25 protein-coding genes are annotated in these 22173 nt (G+C 76.7%); 9 read left to right on the top strand and 16 right to left on the bottom strand.

Annotated elements, in window-relative coordinates; genetic code table 11:
• The first annotated feature begins 132 nt into the window (after positions 1-132).
• A complete protein-coding gene (locus GTR02_RS07560; protein WP_166606873.1) occupies positions 133-759 on the top strand; it encodes a DUF4166 domain-containing protein in 627 nt (208 codons plus the stop codon).
• Positions 760-771: 12 nt separating this feature from the next.
• On the opposite strand, the gene GTR02_RS24285 is transcribed toward GTR02_RS07560, so the two are convergent.
• From GTR02_RS24285 to GTR02_RS07540, 4 genes are all read right to left on the bottom strand, one after another.
• A complete protein-coding gene (locus GTR02_RS24285) occupies positions 772-1359 on the bottom strand; it encodes a YdeI/OmpD-associated family protein (RefSeq protein WP_166606871.1) in 588 nt (195 codons plus the stop codon).
• Positions 1356-2249, bottom strand: coding sequence for a DNA-3-methyladenine glycosylase family protein (locus GTR02_RS07550; protein ID WP_166606870.1), 894 nt, complete (start codon positions 2247-2249; stop codon positions 1356-1358). The genes GTR02_RS24285 and GTR02_RS07550 overlap by 4 nt, the downstream gene beginning before the upstream one ends.
• Before the next feature lie 4 nt (positions 2250-2253).
• Positions 2254-2640 (bottom strand): VOC family protein, encoded by a 387-nt coding sequence (locus tag GTR02_RS07545; protein ID WP_166606869.1) that lies wholly within the window; start codon positions 2638-2640, stop codon positions 2254-2256.
• A 67-nt stretch (positions 2641-2707) separates the two neighbouring features.
• Positions 2708-3310 carry a TetR family transcriptional regulator gene (locus tag GTR02_RS07540; RefSeq protein WP_166606868.1) on the bottom strand — a complete coding sequence of 201 codons (603 nt, stop codon included), beginning with the start codon at positions 3308-3310 and terminating at the stop codon, positions 2708-2710.
• Between the two features lie 55 nt (positions 3311-3365).
• Between GTR02_RS07540 and GTR02_RS07535 the strand changes: the two genes are divergently transcribed.
• Positions 3366-4034 carry a GAP family protein gene (locus GTR02_RS07535; RefSeq protein ID WP_166606867.1) on the top strand — a complete coding sequence of 223 codons (669 nt, stop codon included), beginning with the start codon at positions 3366-3368 and terminating at the stop codon, positions 4032-4034.
• A 14-nt stretch (positions 4035-4048) separates the two neighbouring features.
• Here GTR02_RS07535 and crcB read toward each other — a convergent pair whose 3' ends face one another.
• Both crcB and GTR02_RS07525 read right to left on the bottom strand, forming a co-directional pair.
• Entirely contained in the window at positions 4049-4414 is a 366-nt protein-coding gene (crcB, locus tag GTR02_RS07530) for a fluoride efflux transporter CrcB (RefSeq protein WP_166606866.1), read from the bottom strand.
• Positions 4411-4830: a CrcB family protein gene (locus tag GTR02_RS07525; RefSeq protein WP_166606865.1), complete on the bottom strand. Its 420-nt coding sequence runs from the start codon at positions 4828-4830 to the stop codon at positions 4411-4413. Before GTR02_RS07525 ends, crcB begins: the two co-directional genes overlap by 4 nt.
• A 43-nt stretch (positions 4831-4873) precedes the next feature.
• Here GTR02_RS07525 and GTR02_RS07520 point away from each other — a divergent pair, with 43 nt between their 5' ends.
• On the top strand, positions 4874-5416 hold the full coding sequence (locus GTR02_RS07520) for an SRPBCC domain-containing protein (RefSeq protein WP_166606864.1): 543 nt from the start codon (positions 4874-4876) through the stop codon (positions 5414-5416).
• Positions 5417-5423: 7 nt separating this feature from the next.
• Here GTR02_RS07520 and GTR02_RS07515 read toward each other — a convergent pair whose 3' ends face one another.
• Positions 5424-6515, bottom strand: coding sequence for a class I mannose-6-phosphate isomerase (locus GTR02_RS07515; RefSeq protein WP_166606863.1), 1092 nt, complete (start codon positions 6513-6515; stop codon positions 5424-5426).
• A gap of 121 nt (positions 6516-6636) precedes the next feature.
• On the opposite strand from GTR02_RS07515, the gene GTR02_RS24280 reads away from it, so the two are divergent.
• On the top strand, positions 6637-7578 hold the full coding sequence (locus GTR02_RS24280; RefSeq protein WP_205708811.1) for a DUF389 domain-containing protein: 942 nt from the start codon (positions 6637-6639) through the stop codon (positions 7576-7578).
• Here the strand turns inward: GTR02_RS24280 and GTR02_RS07505 are convergent.
• The gene (locus tag GTR02_RS07505; protein ID WP_166606862.1) at positions 7571-9262 is read right to left on the bottom strand and encodes an alpha-keto acid decarboxylase family protein; all 1692 of its coding nucleotides are present in this window, start codon (positions 9260-9262) and stop codon (positions 7571-7573) included. The genes GTR02_RS24280 and GTR02_RS07505 overlap by 8 nt on opposite strands.
• Positions 9263-9365: 103 nt before the next feature.
• On the opposite strand from GTR02_RS07505, the gene GTR02_RS07500 reads away from it, so the two are divergent.
• The 4 genes from GTR02_RS07500 to GTR02_RS07485 all read left to right on the top strand — a co-directional run bounded on the left by GTR02_RS07500 (position 9366) and on the right by GTR02_RS07485 (position 13409).
• Complete coding sequence (locus tag GTR02_RS07500; RefSeq protein ID WP_166606861.1) at positions 9366-9854, top strand: Lrp/AsnC family transcriptional regulator; 489 nt, start codon at positions 9366-9368, stop codon at positions 9852-9854.
• A 140-nt stretch (positions 9855-9994) separates the two neighbouring features.
• On the top strand, positions 9995-11614 hold the full coding sequence (locus GTR02_RS07495) for a methyl-accepting chemotaxis protein (RefSeq protein ID WP_166606860.1): 1620 nt from the start codon (positions 9995-9997) through the stop codon (positions 11612-11614).
• Between the two features lie 163 nt (positions 11615-11777).
• Positions 11778-12563: an ANTAR domain-containing protein gene (locus tag GTR02_RS07490; protein ID WP_166606859.1), complete on the top strand. Its 786-nt coding sequence runs from the start codon at positions 11778-11780 to the stop codon at positions 12561-12563.
• A 102-nt stretch (positions 12564-12665) separates the two neighbouring features.
• Positions 12666-13409: a GAF domain-containing protein gene (locus tag GTR02_RS07485; RefSeq protein WP_166606858.1), complete on the top strand. Its 744-nt coding sequence runs from the start codon at positions 12666-12668 to the stop codon at positions 13407-13409.
• A gap of 22 nt (positions 13410-13431) precedes the next feature.
• Here the strand turns inward: GTR02_RS07485 and GTR02_RS07480 are convergent, their stop codons facing one another.
• The 4 genes from GTR02_RS07480 to GTR02_RS07465 all read right to left on the bottom strand — a co-directional run bounded on the left by GTR02_RS07480 (position 13432) and on the right by GTR02_RS07465 (position 17391).
• Positions 13432-13734 (bottom strand): hypothetical protein, encoded by a 303-nt coding sequence (locus GTR02_RS07480; RefSeq protein ID WP_166606857.1) that lies wholly within the window; start codon positions 13732-13734, stop codon positions 13432-13434.
• Between the two features lie 75 nt (positions 13735-13809).
• Positions 13810-14316 (bottom strand): hypothetical protein, encoded by a 507-nt coding sequence (locus GTR02_RS07475; protein WP_166606856.1) that lies wholly within the window; start codon positions 14314-14316, stop codon positions 13810-13812.
• A gap of 34 nt (positions 14317-14350) precedes the next feature.
• Entirely contained in the window at positions 14351-16888 is a 2538-nt protein-coding gene (locus tag GTR02_RS07470) for a DEAD/DEAH box helicase (RefSeq protein WP_420814706.1), read from the bottom strand.
• A 104-nt stretch (positions 16889-16992) separates the two neighbouring features.
• Entirely contained in the window at positions 16993-17391 is a 399-nt protein-coding gene (locus GTR02_RS07465; protein ID WP_166606854.1) for a helix-turn-helix transcriptional regulator, read from the bottom strand.
• A gap of 227 nt (positions 17392-17618) precedes the next feature.
• On the opposite strand from GTR02_RS07465, the gene GTR02_RS07460 reads away from it, so the two are divergent.
• Positions 17619-18470 (top strand): LLM class F420-dependent oxidoreductase, encoded by an 852-nt coding sequence (locus GTR02_RS07460; RefSeq protein WP_166606853.1) that lies wholly within the window; start codon positions 17619-17621, stop codon positions 18468-18470.
• 12 nt (positions 18471-18482) lie between these two features.
• Here the strand turns inward: GTR02_RS07460 and GTR02_RS24275 are convergent, their stop codons facing one another.
• The 4 genes from GTR02_RS24275 to GTR02_RS07440 form a co-directional block, all read right to left on the bottom strand.
• Complete coding sequence (locus tag GTR02_RS24275) at positions 18483-19289, bottom strand: GNAT family N-acetyltransferase (RefSeq protein ID WP_166606852.1); 807 nt, start codon at positions 19287-19289, stop codon at positions 18483-18485.
• Positions 19282-20748, bottom strand: a complete 1467-nt coding sequence (locus tag GTR02_RS07450; RefSeq protein ID WP_166606851.1) for an MptA/MptB family glycosyltransferase — start codon at positions 20746-20748, stop codon at positions 19282-19284. Before GTR02_RS07450 ends, GTR02_RS24275 begins: the two co-directional genes overlap by 8 nt.
• Positions 20738-21505, bottom strand: a complete 768-nt coding sequence (locus GTR02_RS07445; RefSeq protein WP_166606850.1) for a glycosyltransferase — start codon at positions 21503-21505, stop codon at positions 20738-20740. Before GTR02_RS07445 ends, GTR02_RS07450 begins: the two co-directional genes overlap by 11 nt.
• Before the next feature lie 9 nt (positions 21506-21514).
• Positions 21515-22173, bottom strand: a 659-nt coding sequence (locus GTR02_RS07440) for a PP2C family protein-serine/threonine phosphatase (RefSeq protein WP_166606849.1), incomplete at its 5' end; no start/stop codon positions are given.

The raw sequence follows: 22173 nt of genomic DNA, 5'->3' as shown, positions 1-22173 counted from the left end.
GTCCGCGACGGCCCCGGCGACGCTCGACGGGGTCCCGGTCCCCGCCGGGCGGCCGGCGTGACCGGCCTCGCCGCCGCGGCCGGCAGCGTCGTGCTCGGCGCCCTGGGGGAGCGCGCCGCGGACCTGCACCCCATGCTGCGCCGCCGGTTCGGGGTGTCCACGGCCGCGGGGTACTCCTGCGTGGGGCGCGGCACGATGGACCGCGTCTGGCACGGGCCGTCGTGGACGCTGCCGTTCCTGCACCTGGGCGCCTGGCGGAACATCCTCGTGCCGGATGCGGGGACGGACGTCCCGTTCAGCGTGGAGAACTACGCCTACGTCGACTCCCTGGGGCGCGAGACGGTCACCGTCGTGCGGACGTTCGAGATCGCCCCGGGACGCCGCCGGCGCTTCGACGCGACCCTGGTCGCCGACGGGCCGGGGCGGGTCCTCGACTACCTGGGCACCCACCAGCACCTGGCGGTCGACCTGGTGCCGTCCGTGCTGGCGGACGGCAGCCTCCGGATCGTCTCGGGGGCGCAGCGCTTCTACGAGGGCCCGGTCGCGTTCCGGTTCCCGATGCTGCTGTCGGGGCGGGCCGAGCTGACCGAGGGCTACGACGACGAGCGGCAGCGGTTCACGATCGACGTGCGCATCACCAACGAGCGGTTCGGCCCGCTCGCCGGGTACACCGGCAGCTTCACGTGCGAGTTCCCGGCCGTGACGGGTGACGCCGTGCCCCCCGCGGTCCGGCCCCTGCGCGAGGAGGCGCGGCGCTGAGGCGCCCGCCCGTCACCCGTTGCTCTTGACCCGGATCCCCTGCTGCGCGTCGGAAGCCGTGCGCAGGACGCGCTTCTCGCGCGTGGCCGGGGTCTTCGCGGAGGCGATCCAGCGCAGGACGTTGCGGCGGGTCGAGGGTGGGCAGGCGGAGAAGAACGCCTCCGCGGGCGGGTGCTCGCGCAGCGCCGCGGTGAGGTCGTCCGGCACGACGAGGTCGTCGACGTCCGTCATCGCCTCCCACGCGCCGGTGCGCTTGGCCGCCTCGACGTCGGCGAGACCGGCGGGGTGCATGCGCCCGGCCGCGATGAGCCGTTCCGCGCGGTCGCGGTAGCTGCGCGCCCACGGCTGCGTGCGCCGCGGGCTGACGAGCTGCCGGGTGCGCTCGTCGTCGATGCGCCGCCGGATCCCGTCGATCCAGCCGAACGCGACGAGCTCGTCGAGGACCTGCTCGTGGGGGACGTAGCGGGCCGGCACGGCCTTCTTCCACGTCACGAGCCACACCGCCTCCCGTTGGGTGTGGTGGGCGAGGAGCCAGTCGTGCAGTTCCGTGGTGGACGCCACCTCGACGTGGTCGAACCGGTCCGCCGGCGCGGCGCTCACCGTCCCCGGATCTCGTGCGGGGCGGTCCGCGGGCCGCGCCGGGGCGGTGTGCTCCCGCCGGCGAAGGCCAGGCGGACGACGCGGTAGCGGTGCGGGCGGTAGGGCTCGAGGAGCTCGAGCATGCGCGCGTCGTCGGCGCGCCGCTCCCCCGCGAGCAGCCACGCGACCATCGACGGGATGCCGGCGTCGCCGGTGATGACGGTGTCCGCGGCGCCGAAGGTGAACGTGTCCAGGCAGCCGCGCGTCCACGGGCCGACCCCGCGGACGCCGGCCAGCGCCGCCAGCACCGCCCCGCGGTCCGGGGCCGGGTCGGCGTGCAGCCGGTGGGCGCACCGTGCGGCCTCGACGAGGTGCTGGGCCCGCTGGCGCTCGATCCCGAAGCGGTGGAACGCCTCGTAGGGCAACCGGGCCACGACGGCCGGGGCGGGCGGGACCACCAGCTCGGGTGCGTCCGGCGCCGGCGTGCCCAGCGCCCGCACGAGCCGAGCCCACTGCGCCGCGGCGTCCGCGCGGGCGACGCGCTGCTGGACGACGAAGAAGGCGAGGTCGTGCCACAGCGTCCCCGTCGCGGCGATGCGGTCGCCCCGGTGGCGCCGCCACAGCTCCCGCACGGGCGACGCCGTCGGGGCGAAGCCGGCCGCGTCGTCGAGGAGGCCGAGCAGCGCGGGCGCCCGTGCCGTCAGCCAGTCAGCGCCCGGGCCGGACGTGCGCACCTCGGCCTCCGGGTGCCCCGCGGTCCACGTCACCGCGAGGGTGCCGGGGCCCTCGGGGGTGAGCGTCGCGCGCGTCATCGAGCCGGGCCCCAGGCGCAGCGTCGGGTCCCGGCTCAGCATCCCCAGGGGCGCGAGCGTGAGGCCGAGGTCGACCTCGCCGGTGCTGAGGACGACCACGGGGTCAGCGACCGGGCCCGGTGGGCGCCGCGGCCGCCTGGGGCAGCGCGAAGTGGGGGTTCTCGATGACGCCGAGGACGCCCCCGCCCGGTTCGCGCACCGTCGCGAGGCGGATGCCGCCGCCGACGTCGCGCAGCTCGCCGTGCGGCGCCGCGCCCGCGGCGAGCAGCTCCGCGAGCGCCACCGCGGCGTCCGGGACGCCCCAGTAGGACACCGGTCCGTCGGCCGGGTCGGCGGCCGGGTCGAGGCCGAGCTCGTAGCCGCCGACCTCGAACCCGACGTAGAACGGCTCGTCGAAGGACGGCTCCTCACCCAGCACGCGGCGGAACCAGGCGGTGCTGGCCGCCAGGTCCGGGGCGGGGTGGATGACCGTGCGCAGGCCGAGGAACATGGCGTGTCCTTCCCGGGGCGGTCGGTCGACCGCGGCTGCCGCGATGGTGGCGCACGGGTCCGACACGTCAGCCGCCCCCGCCCACGGCCGGGACGACGACCGCGCCCGTGAGCGTCGCGACGAGGTGGCGCTGCGCCGCCGCGGGCGTCAGCCGGCCCAGCCGGAGGCTGTCGGCCACGGCCACCGTCATCCAGGTGAGCATCGTCAGCACCCACTCGGGGTCCACGTCGACGCGGAAGGAGCCGTCGCGCTGCCCGCGGCGCACCAGCGCGCGCAGCCGCTCCTCGGTGTCGGCCGCCTGCTCCAGCAGGGCGGCCTCGACGTGCTCCGCGAGCGGCTGCAGGCCCAGCAGACCGGCGACCGGGGCGAGGTGGCCGACGGCCTCGACGACGCGCTCGAGCGCCTGCGCCGGAGGGCCGTCCTCGGGGCGCGCCGTGTCCACCGCCTGCAGGTACCCGTGCGCCGCGGCCTCGCAGAGCTCGGCGACCAGCGCGGCGCGCGAGGGGAAGCGGCGGAACAGCGTCGCCCGGCTGGTCCCGGCGGCCTTCGCGAGCTCCTCCATCGAGGCGGCCGGCAGCAGCGAGAGGTGCTGCGCGACCCGGGCGGCGAGGCCGTCGGGGAACAGGTCCGCGGCGAGCGTCGGCGACAGGGGGGGACGGGCGGTCGTCACCCCGCCAGCGTAGCGTGGTGAGACGCCATCGTCTCATATGAGCTACTGTCGTCTCGTGCTCACCTCGTCGCTCCTCGCCGCGATCGCCGGACTCGCCGCGCTGGACTCGCTCAACCCGGCCACCGTCGCGGGTGTCACGCTCATCCTGCTGGCGCCGTCGCGGCGGCCCGGGGCGACCGCGCTGGCCTACGTGGCGGGCGCCTACCTCACCGTCCTGGTGGTGGGCACGGGGCTGTTCCTCGGGGCGGACGCGGTCGGCGGCGCCGTCGAGGGCGCGTCGACGTGGATCCGCCGGGGCGCGCTGTCGCTGGCCGCGCTGGTCCTCGCCGTGAGCGGCGTCCGGCGGCTCCGGACGCGGGAGCGGAAGGCCGTCGTCCTGCCGCGGTGGTTCGGGCCGTGGACGGCCGCGCCCGTCGGCGTCCTCGTCACCGGGGCCGACCTGCCCAACGCCTTCCCCTACCTCGTCGCCATCGAGCGGCTGACGGCCGCCGACGTCCCGGCGGGCTCCGGCCTGGTCGTGCTCGCCCTCTACAGCCTCGTCTACTGCGTGCCGTGCCTGCTCCTGCTGCTCGCCGGGACGATCTGGCGGCAGCGCCTCACGCCGCGCCTGCAGCGCGTCTACGCCCGCTTCGGCGGCGCCCGGACGGTGCGGCGGTCGATCCCGGCCGCGGCGGTCAACCTGCTCCTCGCCGCCGCCGTGGCCAGCCTGGCCGTCACCCTCTGAGCGCGCGGCGCGCCTCAGCCCACGGACCCGGCGAGGAGCAGCCCGGCGCAAGCCGCGGCCAGGGTGAGCGCCAGGGTGCCGAGCGCGTTGCCCACCGCCCGCCCGACCTCGCCGCGCTGGGCCAGCCGGAGGGTGTCGACGGTCGTGGTGCTGAAGGTCGTGAACCCCCCGCAGAACCCGACGCCGAGCACGAGCCGCCACGCGTCGTCGGCGCCGTCGCGGACCAGGCCGGTCAGGAGGCCCAGCAGCAGCGAGCCGAGCACGTTGACGAGCAGGACGGGCAGCGGGAAGGTCCCCGCGCGCCGCGCCCGCAGCTCGGCGTCGACGACGAAGCGCGCGACGGCGCCCGCCCCGCCCGCGAGCGCCACCAGCAGGATCACGCGCGGCTCTCGCGGTGCCGGGCGCCGGCCAGCGCGACCCCCGCGAGCGCGGCCAGCAGGCCCGCGACGACGGTGCCCAGGGCGTAGACCGCGGCCCCGCCGGCGGAACCGTCGCGCAGCAGGCCGTCGACCTCGACGGCGAAGCTGGAGTACGTCGTGAACCCCCCGCAGAACCCGGTGCCCAGCCCGAGCCGGAGGGCCGCCCGCCCGGCGTCCTCGGCGCCCCGGCGCAGCAGCGCCTCGAGCAGCAGCCCCAGCAGGAACGACCCGGCGACGTTGACGGCGAACGTCGCGAGGGGCCAGGAGCCGGCGGGCGGGAGGACGTGCGCCGTGCCCCACCGGGCCAGGGTGCCGAGCGCGCCGCCGGTCGCGACGAGCGCCAGGAAGCGGGGGTCGCGGTGCTGCGCGGTCGGCACGGGCCGACGGTACCCGGGGCACGCGTGCACGAGGATGGCCGCCGTGAGCACGCCCGAGCTGATCGGCGGTGCCGTCCTGCACGGCGGTGACCGCGCCACCCTGCACTGGGTGCGGGAGTACCCGCACTCCGTCGCGACCCTGTGGACCGCGCTGACGGTGCCGGCGGTGACGCGGCAGTGGTGGGCGGACCTGCGCGCCGACCTGCGGCCCGGCGGGGAGTTCTCGCTGATGTGGCTCTACGGGCCGCCCGACGGCCTGGAGTGGTGGCCGGGGCAGGTCGTCGCGCTCGACCCGCCGCGGCTGCTGGAGCACACGAACTCCGAGCACGGCGTCCTGCGCTGGCAGCTGGAGCCCCTGGACGCGGGCGGCCTCGTCGCCCGCACGCGCCTCACGCTGACGAACGAGCTCGAGGGGGAGGACGCCTGGGTCCCCCTGTCGCTGGCGACGTGGCAGCTCCAGCTGGAGCAGCTCGAGCGCGCCCTGCGCGGCGAGCCGCCCGGCTGGACGACGTGGCCCGCCGACCACGACGCCCGCCTGCGGCTCCTGCGCGCCGCGTACGAGGCGGCGCTGTCGCCGGGCGGCTGACGCGCGCTCAGGCGGCGGCGGACACCTCGCCCAGGGTCGCGACGACCTCCGGGGAGAAGCCGGCCGCGGCCAGCGGGGCCCGCACGTCGCGGTCCAGGTCGGGCAGGTACCCCAGCAGCACGTCCGCCGGCCCGGCGACCTCCACCTCGCCCAGCGCCGCGGGCAGCAGCACGGTCTCGGCGCCGCCGAGGTGGACCTCGTGGCCGCCGCTGCGCAGCAGGACGGGGGCGCCCACGTTCGAGACGATCTGCGCCGTGGCGAACCGGTGCCGCAGCGGCGCGGTCGTCCCCGCCGTCCAGCGCTCGAGGGCGAAGGACGGGCACGCCGTGAGGAACGTGCGCCGGACGCCGTCGGCCACCGTGAACCCCAGAGCGGGCACGGGGTGCGGGCGCGGCGCGAGGTCGACCTCGGCGAGCAGCGCGTCGAGGTTGGCGTGCCACTCCTCGTCGGGCACGGGCGAGCCGTCCTCCATGTTCCAGCGCATCGCGTGCTGCTGGACGTCGGAGGTCTGCTCGATCTCGTAGACCAGCGTGTCGGGCCCGAAGCTGTGCAGCGTCCCGCCGGGGACGTGGACGGTCTCCCCCGCCCGCAGCGGCAGCCGCCGCAGCACGGCGTCGGCGTCCTGCGCCTCGAGCGCCGCGCGCAGCTGCTCGCGCGTCACGCCCTCGCGCACGCCGCACAGCGCCGTCGCGCCCGGCGCGGCCGCAAGGACGTGCCACGCCTCCGTCTTGCCGTTCTCCTGGCCCTCCCGGCGCTGCGCCGTGGCGTCGTCGGCGTGCAGGTGCACGGGCAGCGTGCCCGTGGCGTCGATGAACTTGGTGAGGACGGGGAAGAACTCCCCCGACCAGCCGGCGCCCACGAGCTCCTCCGGGTGGTCGAGCACCAGCTGCCGCAACGAGGTCCCGGCCAGCGGCCCGTCCACGACGGAACCCGCGGTGCCGTCGACGTCGCTGCACTCCCACGTCTCGGCGACGCTCCAGTCGGGCAGGCCGCGCCGGCCGAGGGTCCGCGCGATGGCGTGCCCGCCGAACACGTGCGGCTTCACGGGTGTGCTGAGCCGGAGCGGGTACCAGTCGGCGGGTGCACCGGGTCGTGCCATGACGTCCTCCTGCGGTTCGGGCCCGGACCACGGGCGCCCGGTCCCTACCCGCGTCCCCGGCGGGCACACGCGCCGGTCAGGATGGTCGGGTGGAACTCCCCCCGACCGGGCCCGGCCGCGCGTGAGCGTCGTGCACGTCCGCGTGGTCTGCCCACCCGCGATGACCCCCGCCGTGCTGTCCCTGCTCCACGACGAACCCGGGGCGACGAACGTGGTCTCCCTGCCCGGCGCCGCGCTCGCGCCCGCGGGCGACCTGCTGCAGGCGGAGGTGGCGCGCGAGGCCACCGACGGGGTGCTGCGCCGCCTCCAGGCGCTGGGCGTGGGCGAGCACGGGTCGATCGTGCTGGAGAACATCGAGACCGCGATCGGCCGCGACGTGCGGCGCGCGGAGGACGAGGCCCCGGGCGAGGGCGACGACGCCGTGGTGTGGGACCAGCTCGCGGTGGCCGCCGACGGCGGCGCCACGAACTCCCTCAGCTACTTCGCGTTCCTCGTGCTGGCCACGCTCATCGCGGCGGTCGGGCTGCTCACCGACAGCACGGTCCTCATCGTGGGCGCCATGGTCCTCGGCCCGGAGTTCGGGCCGCTCGCCGCGCTGGCCATCGCCGTCGTCCGCCGGCGCCGCGACCTCGTCGCCGGGCCGCTGCGGGCGATCCTGCTGGGGTTCCCGCTGGCCGTCGCGGTGACCGCCCTCGCGGTCGCCGCGCTGAACGCCGTGGGTCTGGTGCCGCAGGAGTTCCTCGACGGCCGGCGGCCCCTGACCTCGTTCGTGGCGGCACCCGACGCCTTCAGCGTCATCGTCGCGCTCCTCGCCGGCATCGCGGGGACGCTGTCGCTCACGTCCGCGAAGTCGGGTCCGCTCGTGGGCGTGTTCATCAGCGTCACCACCGTGCCCGCGGCGGCCGACATCGCCGCGGGCGCCGTCACCGGCCAGTACGGCACGGCGGCCGGGGCGGTCGTGCAGCTCGTCGTGAACCTCACGTGCATCGTCGCCGCCGCGGTCGGCACGCTCGCGGTGCAGCGCGTGTTCTGGCACCGCCGGCAGCGCGCCGACCTCAGCTGAGGCTGCGGGCGATGCGGCGCAGCAGCTCCGGGGCGTCGTCGCGCGGCAGCACGACCTCGACGAGCGCGGGGCGGCCGGGTTCCGCGCGCACCTCGCCGAGCGCCTTGACGAGGTCGGCCCCCGTGCAGACCCGATGGGTGGCCGTGCCGGGAGCGCCGAGCGCCGCGGGCAGCTGGGTCCAGTTCCACGCCAGCACGTCCTGGTAGACGGCCTCGGGGCTCTGGATCTGCCGCTCGACGGTGTACCCGTCGTTGTTGAGCACCAGCACGGTCGGTGCGGCCCCGCACGTCAGCAGCCGGCCCAGCTCCTGGACGGTGAGCTGGGCCGCACCGTCGCCGACGACCAGGACGGTCTCGCGCTCGGGGCGTGCGAGGACGGCCCCGAGCGTCGCGGGCAGCGTGTAACCGATCGACGACCAGACCGGCTGCCCCAGCAGGTCGCTGCCGTCGGGCAGCGTGAGTTCGAGCGCCCCGTAGAACGCCGTGCCGGCGTCCGCGACGAGCAGCGTGCCGGGGGCGAGCCAGTCCTGCAGCAGGGGCCAGAACTCCGCGTGCCGCAGGGGGGTGTCCCCGGGCACGGGGACCGCCGGGCGGTCGACGGTCACGGGGCCGGGCACGGGCGGGGCCGCGGTGAGCTCGCGCGCCTGCAGCACCTGCTCGAGGATCCGCAGCGACTCGTCGAGGTAGACGCCGTAGAACACGTCACCCGCGATGCGGGCGTGGTCGAGCTGCAGGTCGACCGCGCGGCCGGGGTCGAAGCGGTGCGTGAACGACCCCGTGAGGAGGTCGGTGAGGGCGACGCCCGCGAGGACGAGCGGGTCGGCGGCGTCCACGCGCTCCCGCGTCGCGGCGACCGTCGTGTGCGCGCCGGCGTAGACGCCCAGGTTCGCCGGGTGCGACTCGTCGAGCATCGCCTTGGACGCCGACTGGGTCGCCACGGCCACGCCGGGCTGCGCGGCGATCGCCCGCACGCGGTCCTCCAGGTGGCGCCGGTGCAGGCGGGGCCCGGCCAGCACGGTCAGCTCGGGGGCACCGGCCAGGAACTCCGTGAGGGCGCGCGCGAACTCCGCGGCCGTGTCCGCGTCGCTGCGCAGGACGCGCAGCGGGCGGGCCAGCGCCCCCGCGGGGACCAGCGAGCGCGCGACGTCGACGGGCACGCCCAGGTAGACCGGCTTGGAGGTGCCGACGGCGGTCAGCAGCGCCTGGTCGATGCTGCGGGCGGCCGAGCCCTCGCGCAGCACCACGGCCGTGGCGCTCACCTCGGCGGCGATGCGCACGAAGTGGGAGAAGTCGCCGTCGGCGAGCGTGTGGTGCAGCAGCGCCCCGGAGGCCTGCGCGGCCGTCGCGGGCATCCCCACGACGTGCACGACGGGCACGTCCTCGGCGTAGCTGCCCGCGGTCGCGTTGACCGCCGACAGCTCCCCCACGCCGAACGTCGTGACCACGGCCGACACCCCGCGCCGCACGCGCGCGTAGCCGTCGGCCGCGTAGCCGGCGTTGAGCTCGTTCGCGGACCCCACCCACCGCAGGGCGCCGTCCGCCAGCAGCTCGTCGAGCAGGGCCAGGTTGAAGTCACCGGGCAGGCCGAAGAGGTGGGCCACGCCGAGCTGCTGCAGCCGCCGCGCGAGGTAGGCGCCGACGGTCACGGTGGCGGCCTGCGAGGCGGCGGCGGGGAGGGCGTCCATGGCAGCGATGACACCGCAGCCCGGTCGAGGTGGGCAACCGGTGCGACGACGACTGGTCGGATCGATCAGAGCGGACATCGATCGGGGCCCTAAGGTGATCGGGATGACCACGCCCGACGCCGCCCTCGACGCCACGGACCGGCGCCTCCTGCTGGCGCTGGACCGCGACCCGCGGGCCACCGTGCAGCGGCTCGCCCAGGACCTCTCGCTCGCGCGCGGCACCGTGCAGGCCCGCCTCGAGCGGCTGGGCGGCGTGGAAGCGCTGCACCCGCACTCCACGCGCGTCCCGCTGGCGCACCTCGGGCTGCCGCTGCGGGCCGTGGTCACCGCCGACGTCGACCAGGACGAGTTCGACCGGATGATCACCGAGATGGCCCGCATCCCCGAGGTGGTCGAGTGCCTGGGCATGTCCGGCGAGAGCGATCTGATGATCCAGATCGCCGCGCGCGACGCCGACCACATCTACGACATCACCCAGCGCATCCTGCGCTGCAGGGGGATCCGCCGCACCGCCACGTCGATCGTGCTCCGCGAGCTGCTGGGTTTCCGCGTCGCCCACCTGCTCTCGCCCGAGGGCACCGCCCCCCGCTGACCTGCCGCCGCGTCCGGCGCTGCAACGCTCAAGCGACCGCCCGCGGGCGCCGATGCAACCGGTGCCGCCAACGTCGTCGCGCGCACCACGGTCCCCCCGCACGGCGCGGGACCGCACGACAGCGACGAGTGGAGCACGACATGGCGTCCAGCAGCGAGGCGCGGCAGCGGGTCCGGGGCTTCCGGGACCTCAGCATCCGGACGAAGGTCCTGGCGGCACTGATCGCCGTCTCCCTGGCGACCCTGACCGCGATGGTCACGGGCGTGCAGGTGTCCCGGCAGGCGGCCGACCGCGCGGAGGCCATCTCGGCCAGCAGCGTGCCGGCGATCCGGGCCCTCGGGGAGTTCTCGGCCGCCCGCAACAACACCGAGCTGGCCATGGCCGGCCTGGCCGCGACGCGCTCGACCGACGTCAAGGCCGCCTACCAGGGGTTCCTCACGTCGCAGGACGCCGCGATGGACGACGCCGTCGCCACCTACGACACGCTCGACTCCGCCGCTCCCGCCGCGTGGGCCGAGGTCAAGGACCTCGTCGCGCAGTACCGCGCGGCGCGCACGACCTACGCCGACCCGCTCTTCGCCTCCGCGGCCGCCGACTTCGACGAGTTCGCGGTGCTCAAGCAGCAGCGGCTGGACCCGGTGTCGGACCTCATCACCGCGGCGCAGCAGACGGTCACGACCGCGGAGGACGCCCGGGCGCAGCAGCGCGCGGCCGACTCCCGCGCCGCCCAGGTCAGCGGGCGCCGCCTCATCCTCGCGGTCGGCGCCGCCGGCATCGCCGTGGGCCTCGCGATCGGCCTGCTGGCGCTGCGGTCCGTGCTGCGCCCCCTGCGCCGCATCCAGACGTCCCTGGCCGCCGTCGCCGCCGGCGACCTCACGTCCCGCGCGGAGGTGGACCAGCACGACGAGGTCGGCCGGATGGCGGTCGCGCTGGCCACCACGCAGGACGCCATCGCCGCGGCCCTGCGCTCGGTCAGCCTGGTGTCCGGGCGGGTCGACACCGCCGCCCAGGACGTCGCGGCCGTCGCCGTCGACCTGTCCGAGGCCACGCAGCGCACCGCCGCCCAGTCGCAGGTGGTCGCGGGCGCCGCCGAGGAGATCTCGAACAACGCCCACACCGCGGCGGCCGGCGCGGAGGAGATGACCGCGGCCATCCAGGAGATCAGCGCCAACACGACGCAGGCGAGCGCCGTCACCAACGACGCGGTCCAGATGGCCGAGCGCGCCGACACCACCATCAAGCAGCTCGGCGCGTCGTCCGCGGAGATCGCGAGCGTCATCAAGATCATCACCTCGATCGCCGAGCAGACCAACCTCCTGGCGCTCAACGCGACCATCGAGGCGGCCCGCGCGGGCGACGCCGGCAAGGGGTTCGCGGTCGTCGCGGGCGAGGTCAAGGACCTGGCGCAGGAGACGGCCCGGGCGACCGAGGACATCTCCCGCCGCGTGCAGGCCATCCAGGGCGACACCGAGCTCGCCGTCGACGTCATCGCGCAGATCCAGGCCGTCATCGGCCGCGTGAACGACTACCAGGTCGCGATCGCGTCCGCGGTCGAGGAGCAGAGCGCGGTGACGGCGGAGCTCAGCCGCAACGTGGCCGGCGCGGCGGAGGGGTCCACCCAGATCGCCGACAACGTCGAGGACATCTCGAGCTCCGCGGCCGCCGCGGCGGCGACCGTCGACACCGCCCGCACGACCGCGGAGGGCCTGCAGCGCCTCAGCGGCGAGCTCCAGGACGTCGTGTCCCACTTCACGGTCTGAGCCCGGGCGCCGCGGGCGGCGGCCGCCCGCGGTGCTCGCTAGCATCTGTTCACTGCACGTCCGCAGGCCGGTCGCCGCGAGGAGGGCGCCGGACCGCGGAGGGGTTGGACCGACAGCTCGCAGCGCACCCCGGTGGCGACCGCCGGGGACCACCGGCACGCCGGTGGACGCCGCACTGGACGGAGAGCTCGTGGACGAGACGGAGCAGCCGCAGGACGGGCCGACGCCCAGCCCGCCGGCCCCGGGCGACGACCCCTTCGACGAGCTCGGCCGCCTCCTCCTGCGGGGCGGCACGCTGGAGGAGGTGCTCGCGCGCCTGACGCAGCTCGTGGCGGGCAGCGTCCGGGGTGCCGACGGGGTGTCGCTGACCGTCACCGGCGGCGGGGGCGCGCGCACCGCGGCCTCGACCGGCGGACTCGCCGTCGCGCTGGACGAGCAGCAGTACGCCTCGGGCCGGGGACCGTGCCTGGACGCCGCGCGCGGGGCCACCGTCGTCCGGGTCGCGGACACGGCCCGCGACGCGGACTACCCCGACTTCGCCGCGGCCGCGCGGGAGCACGGCGTGCGCTCCAGCCTGTCCGTCGGGCTGCCCGCCCGCAGCCGGGTGCCGGGCGCGCTGAACCTGTACCGCGTCGACGCCCCCGTCCAGGTCGACGCGGAGGGTGAGCAGCTCGCGAGCCTGTTCGCGACCTTCGCCGCCGTGGCGCTCGTCAACGCCGCCGGCTCGGGAGCGCAGGCCGCCCGCACCCGCTACCTGCACGTGGCCGTGCGCAACCGGGCGCTGATCGACCAGGCCACCGGGATCGTCATGGCCCAGGAGGGCTGCGACGCCGACCGCGCCTACGACCGGCTCGTGGAGCGTTCCCGCTCGGCCGACCGCCCCGTCCTCGAGGTGGCGGCGGACCTCGTCGCGGCGGTCGACCGGACGACGGGCGAGCGGCCCGACTGAGCCCGTCCCGGCCCGGCTGCGAGCGCTCACGACCCGCACTAGCCTGGCCCGCACCGACTGTCGAGACCCGGGCAGCCACGTCAGCCAGGCAGGAGTGAGCCGGTGGAACTGGTCGAGCGCTTCACGCGCAGCTGGATGGCCGAGGCCGCCGACGACGGCGGCGAGCTGCTGCCCAGCGTCCTGGCGCGCGCCGCGGCCGCCGTCCTGAACGCCGACGGTGCGGGGCTCAGCCTCATGAGCGGCCCGGGTCTGCGCCTGCCGCTGGGCGCCAGCGACGACGACGCCGCGACGGCCGAGCGCCTGCAGTTCACCATCGGCGAGGGGCCCTGCTTCGAGGCCTTCGCCGCGGGCCGTCCGGTCACCGTCACCGCGGGGAAGCTGCAGGAGCGCTGGCCCTCGCTGGCGCCCGAGCACCTCGGGCGCACCCCCTACCGCGCCGGGCTGAGCGTGCCGCTGCGCCAGGGCGCGGAGCGCTTCGGCGTGCTCGACCTGTACCTGCGCGGGGCCACCGCCCCCGAGGGCCACGACGTCATCGCGGCGCAGCTCATCGCCGAGGTCGTCGCCGGGGTGCTGCTGGAGACGATCGGCCCCGACGCGGGCGAGGGCGACGCCCCCTCGCCCGGCTCGCCCTCCGCCTGGCTGGACTCCCCGGCGATCCGCCGGCGGCGCGACGTCTGGGTGGCCGTCGGCATGGCCAACCTCAAGCTCCACCTGTCCAGCGACGACGCCCTCGCCACCCTGCGCGGCCACGCCTACGCCAGCGGGCAGACGCTCGACGAGCTGGCCCGCGAGGTCGTGCAGGACCGCTTCGACCTGCAGGAGCTGCGCGCCGACGCCGAGCCGTGAGGCGCGCGGCGGGCGCAGGCCGTCAGCCCCGCGCCTCCAGGGCGCGGTAGGCGCGGTAGCGCTGCACCAGCCGCGGCACCGCGCTGCCGAGCGCCACGGCCGGGATCCCGTACCCGAGCGCGGGCACCCAGCCCGCGCCGTCCCCGCGCAGGGCCTCGACGAGGCCGGTGACGGCCAGCGCGAGGCAGCCCAGCACGATGAGGACGACCGCGGCGCTGACCCCGGCGACGACGCGGGCGGTGACGCCGGGCATCCGGCGCCGCCGCAGGACCCACCAGGCCGCGACGACGGCCGCCACCACGAACGGCGCCGCCAGCTGTCTCACGCGCGGATCCTACGGCGACGGCGCCGCCCCCCGGTGCCGGCGGGTGGCGGCGGTCTCAGTGCGTCGCGACGGCCTTCACGACGGCGACGGCGGCGCTGACGCCCGCGAGCGCCAGACCTCCCCACAGCGCAGCGGGTGACGCCGGACGCCGCTGAGCCGCTCGACCACCACGCCCGTCAGCGCCAGCCGGACCACGACGACGAGCGCGGCCAGCGGCTGGGCCACCGCCACCGGCAGCACGTCCAGGGCGCTCAGGCCCAGGACGACCGCGGGCAGCAGGCCGGAGGTGGCGACGGGCGTGGCGTCGCGCAGCTCCTCCCGCAGCTCGTGCTCGGGAGGCGGCGGCTGGTCCGGGCCGTCGGTGACCCTTGCGGCCACCACGTCCGCGACGACGTGGGCGACGAACGTCGTGAGCGCGGTCGCGAGGACGGCCAGCACCGCGCTCCCGCTCGCCACCGCGCCTGCGCCCACCGCGAGGACGGCCCCGAGCACGGTGATGTTGCCGTAGACGAAGGCGGTCGTCCGGTGCCGGGCGCGGGTGACGCCGAGGCCGCCGTCGCGGCGCTGCAGCAGGGAGATCACGGGCCGCGCCGGGGCCGGGGCCCTGCGGGGCCCGTCACAGGCGCAGCAGCCCGCCGACGCGCACCACGGCCGTGCCCGCCTCGTCGGAGGCGTCGAGGTCGACCTCGGCGACGACCGCCCAGTCCCGGTCGCCCGCCGGGTCGTCGAGCACCTGCCGGACGTACCAGGCGCGGGGGGAGCCCTTCGGGTCCGGGCCCGAGCCGTCGTCGACCTGCAGCAGGTGCGGGCCGCGGGCGTCGGGGCCCGTGCCGATGGACTCGTGCTCCTCGTAGTAGGCGTCGAGCTGGTCGGCCCACACGTCCTCGGCCGGGGAGCCGTCGAGGGCGGCCAGCGCCGCGGGCCGGTCCAGCGCCGCGAGCTCCACGAACCGGAACATGGCGTTGCGCACCAGCACCCGGAACGCCCGGGGGTTCTGCGTGACCGGCGGTGCTTCGTCCTCCTGCGGCGCGAGCGCGTTCTCCACGGCCTCCTCGCCGTCCAGGCCCGAGCGCAGCCGCTCCCACTCCGCGAGCAGGCTGGAGTCGGTCTGGCGCACCACCTCGCCCAGCCACTCGACGAGGTCGGTGAGCTCCTCCGTGCGCGCGTCCTCGGGCACCGTCTGGCGCAGCGCCTTGTAGGCGTCGGCCAGGTAGCGCAGCACGAGGCCCTCGGAGCGGGTGAGCTGGTAGAACGCGACGACGTCGCCGAACGTCATGGCGCGCTCGTACATGTCGCGCACCACCGACTTGGGCCGCACCTCGTAGTCGGAGACCCAGGGGTTCCCGGCCCGGTAGTCCTCGTAGGCGGCGCGCAGGAGTTCCGCCAGGGGTTGCGGCCACTCGACGTCCTCGAGCAGCGCCATGCGCTCCTCGTACTCGATGCCCTCGGCCTTCATCCGCGCCACGGCCTCGCCCTTGGCCTTGGACTTCTGCGCCAGGAGGACCTTCATGGGCTCGTCGAGCGTGCTCTCGATGACGGAGACGACGTCGAGCGCGTACGTCGGGGACTCCTTGTCCAGCAGGTCGTCCAGCACCGCGAGGGCGAACGGGGACAGCGGCTGGTTCAGGGCGAAGTCGAACTGCAGGTCGACGACGAGGCGCACCGTGCGGCCGTCGGGCAGGGGCTGGGGCAGGACTTCCGCGACCCCCGCGTCGAGCAGCGCGCGGAACAGGGCGACGGCGCGCCGGACGTGGCGCACCTGCAGCTTGCGGGGTTCGTGGTTGTCCAGCAGCAGGTGCCGCATGGCCTCGACCGGGTTCCCGGGGCGCTGCAGGACGTTCAGCAGCATGGAGGTCGTCACGCGGAAGTGGGACGTGAGCTGCTCGGGTTCGGCGACGACGAGCTTGTCCATGGTCGCCTGCGACCAGGACACGTAGCCCTCCTGCGCCTTGACCCGCTGCACCTTCTTGAGCTTCTTCGGGTCGTCCCCGGCCTTGGCGACCCGGCGCGCGTTCTCGACCTCGTGCTCGGGGGCCTGCACGACGACGGTGCCGGCGGTGTCGAAGCCCGCCCGGCCCGCGCGGCCCGCGATCTGGTGGAACTCCCGGGCCCGGTAGTGCCGGGTGCGCCGGCCGTCGAACTTCGTCAGCCCGGCGAACAGCACGGTGCGGATCGGCACGTTGATCCCGACGCCCAGGGTGTCGGTGCCGCAGATGACCTTGAGCAGCCCGGCCTGCGCCAGCGTCTCCACGAGCCGGCGGTATTTGGGCAGCATGCCGGCGTGGTGGACGCCGACGCCCATCCGCAGCAGCCGGGACAGGACCTTGCCGAACCCCGCGGCGAACCGGAACCCGCCGATGGCCTCGGCGATGGCGTCGCGCTGCTCGCGGGTGGCGACCTTCGCGCTGGTGAGGGCCTGCGCCTGCTCGACCGCGGCGGCCTGCGTGGAGTGCACGACGTAGACGGGCGCCTGGCTGGTCTGCAGGAGTTCCTCGACCGTCTCCTGCAGCGGGGTCACGGCCCACGAGTAGTGCAGCGGGACGGGCCGGTCCACCGACGTCACGACGGCCGTGGCCCGCCCGGTCCGCCGCGTCAGGTCCTCGCGCAGCCACGTGACGTCGCCGAGGGTGGCGGACATGAGGACGAACTGCACCTGCGGGAGCTCGACGATCGGCACCTGCCAGGCCCAGCCGCGGTCGGGGTCGGCGTAGAAGTGGAACTCGTCCATGACGACCTGGCCCACGTCGGCGAACGGCCCGGAGCGCAGGGCGATGTTCGCGAGGACCTCCGCCGTGCAGCAGACGATCGGCGCGTGCGGGTTCACGGACGCGTCGCCCGTCATCATCCCGACGCGGTCGGCGCCGAACGTCTCGACGAGCGCGAAGAACTTCTCGCTCACGAGCGCCTTCAGCGGTGCCGTGTAGAAGGACCGGACGCCCGCCGCGAGGGCCGCGGCGTGCGCCCCGGTGGCGACGAGGGACTTGCCCGAGCCCGTCGGGGTGGACAGCACCACGTTGCTGCCGGAGACCACCTCGATGAGCGCCTCCTGCTGCGCGGGGTACAGCTCGATGCCGCGCGAGGTGACCCAGTCCGTGAACGCCTCGTGGACGGCGTCGGGGTCACCGGCGGCGTCGGTGCCGGCGGCGGGCAGCAGGTCGGGGAGGAAGGAGGCGGTCGGTGTGGTGGTCATGGCCCGCCCATCGTCGCAGCCGACGGCTCCCGCCGCGCCACGCCGGCCCCCGGCGGGCGCGCGCGGGGTCAGGCGATGTGGCCGTCGGCGCGCGCGGCGACGCAGGCCGCGGCGCTGGAGTTCACGCCGTACTTGCGGCGGACGGCCGCGAGGTGCTGGGCGACGGTGTTCGCGGCGAGGCCGAGGCGCTCGGCGACCACGGAGCCGGGGCACCCCTGCCCGACGAGCTGCAGGACCTCGCGCTCGCGCGCGGTCAGCGTGACGGAGGACGGGACCGGCGCCTGCGCGCGGGCCGCCTCGAGGGCGCGGTAGCGGCTCTCGGACATGAGGACGAAGCGGTGGCCGCCGGCGTCCTCGACGACGATCCGGCGATCGCCGACGGCGACGCTGCGCAGGACGTCGCCCCACCACTCGCGCGGGAGCTCGACGGTGCCGCTCCCGTCCAGGACACTGCTCTGCTCGGGCATCGTGGTCACTCCTCGGTGCGTGCCCCGGGCGTCCCTCCCCGGTGGTCCGAGGCGGTCGACGGCGGCGGAGCTCCGGCCGTCACGGTAGGGTCTCGGCCCCTCCGACGCACGCTTGACCCCGCGGGTCGCGGACCACCCGTACGCCACGTCCCGCGGAGCAGCGGCCGGCACGGGCCCGCTCGGGGCCTCCTTCGCCGGTGCCCGCGCCGGCTGCGACAGTGGCGCCCATGGACCCCAGCGGCGCTCCCGACCTCGGCACCTACGGCATCTGGCGCGGCGCGGCGCAGCTCGACGCGCCCTTCGCGCGCGCGGCGGAGCGCCTCGGCTACGGCACCCTCTGGATCGGCGGCTCGCCCGCGGGGGACCTCGTGCAGGCCGAGGCCCTGCTGGCGGCGACCGAGCGGATCGTCGTGGCCACCGGCATCGTCAACATGTGGGCGACGCCCGCCGAGGAGGTCGCGCCGTCCTACCACCGCCTCGCGGAGCGCTACCCCGGCCGCTTCCTGCTGGGCGTGGGCATCGGCCACCCCGAGGCGACGGCGCAGTACCGCAGCCCGATGGCGACGATGGTCGACTACCTCGACGCGCTGGACCGGGCGGGCGTGCCGCAGCAGGGCCGGGTCCTCGCGGCCCTGGGGCCCAAGGCCCTGACCCTCGCGGCCGAGCGCACGCGCGGGACCCACCCCTACCTGGTGCCGCCGCAGCACACCGCCGCGGCCCGCCGGCAGGTGGGCCCGGGCGTGCTCGTGGCGCCCGAGCAGAAGGTGGTCCTCGAGACCGACCCCGTGCGGGCCCGGGCGATCGGGCGGCCCGTGGTCGACCAGCCCTACCTGCACCTGCGCAACTACCTCGCCAACCTGCGCCGCTTCGGCTGGGGCGACGCCGACGTCGCCGACGGCGGCAGCGACGAGCTCATCGACGTCCTGGCGGTGCACGGCGACGCGGCGGCGGTCGCGGCCGGGCTGCGGGCCCACGTGGACGCCGGGGCCGACCACGTCTGCGCCCAGGTCCTCACCGCACCGGACACCGACCCGCTGCCCGTGCTCGCGGTCCTCGCCGAGGAGCTGCGGCTCGTCTGAGCCGCCGCGTCCTCAGGCGGGCGGGTAGACGTACGGCGTCGTGGTGGCGACGGCCGTGAAGCCGAAGCGCTCGAGCAGGGGGCGGGAGTCGGGCGAGGCGTCGACGTGCAGGTGGCGGACCCCGAGGCCCGCCGCGATCCGCGCGCGCCGGGCCACGAGGCAGCGGTACGCGCCGCGGCCGCGGTGCGAGGGCAGCGTCGAGCCGCCCCACAGCCCCGCGAAGCCCGAGTCGGGGACGAGCGAGAGCCAGCCGGCCGAGACGAGCTGGTCGCCGTCCTCGGCGAGGACGATCCGGACCAGCGGGCCCTCGCCCTGCGCGCGGGAGAACAGGTCCGCCGCCAGCCAGGACCAGTCGTCGCCCCACACCCGGGTCTGCAGCTCGGCGACCCGGCGGGTGTCCTCGGCGCTGCAGGACTCGCGCAGCGCGAGCCCGGCGGGCACGTCGTCGGGGAGCTGCAGGAGGGTCGCCACGTCGGCCACGAGGACCGTCTCGGGGTCCTCCGGCGCGAACCCCGCGGCCTGCAGTCGCTCGGGCAGGTCGGCGGGGGCGTCGTGGTCCCAGGTCTTCCACTCCACCGACCGCCCGCGGGCCGCGAAGGCGTCGCGCTGGCGGGCGATGAGGGCGTCGAGCTCGTCCCCGGTGACCCCGAGGTCCGCGGGGGCGCTGACGAACCCGCGCTCCGGGTACCAGACGCGGGTCAGCGGCCCGTCCTCCTCGACGATCACCCCCGTGGGCAGGGCGCTCACGTGAGGGCGGCGGACGGCCGCCTCGTAGGCGGCGAGCAGTGCGGCGGTGTCCGGGGCGGTCGCGTCAGGCACGCGGCAACGGTAGGACACGCGCCCGGCGCCGCAGCAGCGGAAGGGCGAGGACGCTCAGCAGCGCCGCCCACGCGATCCACGGCCCGACCTCCTTGCGGTACCCGAGCGTCACGGCCTCCACCGCGGGCGACATGCCCGTCACGAGCCCGGGGACGTAGGCGAGGGCGAGCAGCGTCAGCCGGACGGTGAGCAGGCGGTCGAGCACCCCGGCGCCCGCACCCGCCCACAGCGCGAGCGGCCCCCACAGCAGCAGGTCGTACCAGGGCAGCTCGTACGGCGCGGCGAGGAGGTAGCCCAGCGCCAGGACCGCCGTCACGCCCGCGGCCTGGGCGGCGAGCTGCGGCGGGGCGTCGAGGACCAGCCGCCGCCACCACAGGGCGGCGACGGCGGCCATCAGCAGCAGGGTGCCCGGCAGCAGCGCACCGCGGGGCAGGCCCGCCTCCACCAGCGGCCGCCACACGGTCGCCAGCGAGACGTACCGGCTCGCGGCCCGCGTCTGGTCGTACGCGTGCGCGCCCGCCCACACGTGCGCGGGCACGAGCACGAGCAGCGCCCCGACGGCCCCGCGCAGCAGCAGCGCGGGCCCGGGGCCGTCCCCGCGGCGCCGCGCGAGCACCCACGCCACGACGAGCCCCGCCCCCACCGCGCCGTAGGGCAGCTTGGTCCCGACGGCGACACCGAGGGCCACCCCCGCGAGCACGGGGCGGCGCGGCGCGAGCAGGAGCGCGGCGAGCGCCGCCGCCCCGGCCACGACGTCGACGTGCGCGCCGCCGGCCCCGACCGTCAGCAGCAGCGGGTTCAGCGTCCACAGCACCGCCGCGCGGGCCCGCGCGGCGGGCCGGCCCCGCAGCGCGCGGTCGAGCCCGAGGGCGGCTCCCGTCCAGGCCGCGACGACGAGCAGCTGCCCCCACCACACCGTCGCGCGCACCGACGTGCCCCCGGGCAGGGACGCGAGCGCCTGCAGGGCCGTGCCGACGGGCCCGTACACCGAGGGCGTCGAGCGCCACGGGTCGCGCACGGCGGAGGTGACCGGGTCCGCCCCGCCCGCGAAGGTGTCCGGCGGTTGCGTGTACGGGTCCCCGCCGAGGGCGGCGATGCGGCCGTACGCCGCGTAGCTCAGGTGGTCGGCGGAGCCGACGGGCGGCACGAGCAGGACCACGAGCGCGGCCAGGACCCCCGCCGCCAGCACCCGCCGGGGCCGGGGCCGCCAGCCGCGCGCGACGGCGGCCAGGCCCAGCAGCACCGACGTGCCCCCCAGCAGCCACGACGCGGCGAGCAGCCCGCTGACCAGCGCCGAGGACGGGCGCAGGCCCAGGTCGAACGGCGGGCCCACCCCGCCGCCGAGGTCCGGGGCGGCCGCCGAGGGACCGGCGACCGCGACCGCCGCCCACAGCAGCAGGGACGCGGCGGCGGCCGCGAGGGCGAGCCGGGGCCGCGCCCCGGTGGGCTCAGCCGCCACCGAGCAGCAGCCGGCGGCGGGCCAGGGCCAGCGCGACGTCGCGGTACTGGGCGGCGCGGTGCAGCTGGGCGCGCAGGTCGGTGCCGCTCACGCGGTGCTGCAGGTCGCAGGGCACCTCCTGCACCCGCAGGCCCGCGCGGAGCAGGTCGATCGTCATGGCGGTCTCCACGCCCCAGCCGCGGGCCAGCGGCAGCGCGGCCTCGAAGGCGGGCCGGGTGAGGCAGCGCATGCCCGACAGGGGCTGCTGCGGCGACCAGCCCGCGGCGCGCAGCGTGCCCCGGCGGGCCAGCCCGACGACGAGGCCGCGGCCCCCGCCCGCGGAGGCCTGCCGGGGCAGGACCGCGATCGTCAGGTCCGCCGCACCGGCCAGCACGGGTCCCGTCAGGGGCGCCGTCCGCGCCGCGGTCTCGGCGAGGTCGGCGTCGACGAACAGCAGGGGCCGGGGGCCGGTGCCGGGCCGGGGGGCGGCGGCCTCCGCCGCCGCGACCGCGCGGGCCCCCGTCTGCATCGCGGCGGCCTTGCCGCGGTTGCGCCGGTGCGCGACCACGTGCGCCCCCGCGTCGCGGGCGCGGCGGGCGGTGGCGTCGGAGGAGCCGTCGTCGACGACCACGACGAGGTCCGCGACCGCCAGCGAGCGCAGCGACTCCACGGTCCGGGCGATGCGCTCCTCCTCGTCCTTGGCGGGCACGACGACCGCGACGGTCGGGGACGGGGTGCTCGCTCCGGCCGGGGACGAGGCGGAGCCGGGGGACGTCACGCGGGGAGGCTAGCGTCCCGCCCGCAGCAGGCGGAGGACGAGCACGGTGACGTCGTCGTCGACGAGCACCCCGCGGCCCAGCTCGGTCATGAGCTCCCGCCCGACCTCGGCCGGGCTGCCCTGCGCGACGGTGGAGAAGACGGCCAGCGCCGCGTCGAGGCCGTCCGTCAGCCCGCGGGTGCGCGTCTCCACGAGGCCGTCGGAGAACACGGCGAGCAGGGCGCCCGGGCCGAGCCGGACGTCGAGGACGTCGGCGCGCTCGTCCCCGGCGACGCCGAGCGGGACCCCGGGCGGGACGTCGAGGTAGCGGCTGCCCAGGCCGTCGGCGACCAGCGGCGGCAGGTGACCGGCGCTCGCGGCGAGCAGCCGGCCGTCGGCGGACAGCAGGCCGTAGAAGAGCGTGACCAGGTCGTCGGTGCCGCTGACGGCGAAGCACTGGTCGAGGCCGCGCAGCACCGCGCTCGGGCGCGGGTCGATGAGGGCCAGCGTGCGGACCTGCGTGCGCACCTCGCCCATCGCCGTGGCGGCGCGGGCGCCGCGGCCCATGACGTCGCCGAGCACGACGGCGACGAGGTCGTCGTCGAGCGCGATGACCTCGGCCCAGTCGCCGCCGACCTCGCTGCCGACGCTGGTCGCGGTGCGGCGGTTGGCCTGCAGCCAGCTCACGC

The sequence above is a fragment of the Kineococcus siccus genome, assembly GCF_009906795.1.
Classification (GTDB): domain Bacteria; phylum Actinomycetota; class Actinomycetes; order Actinomycetales; family Kineococcaceae; genus Kineococcus; species Kineococcus siccus.
Note: the sequence above shows the minus strand (reverse complement) of the source record. Positions and strands in the feature narration are given on the sequence as shown.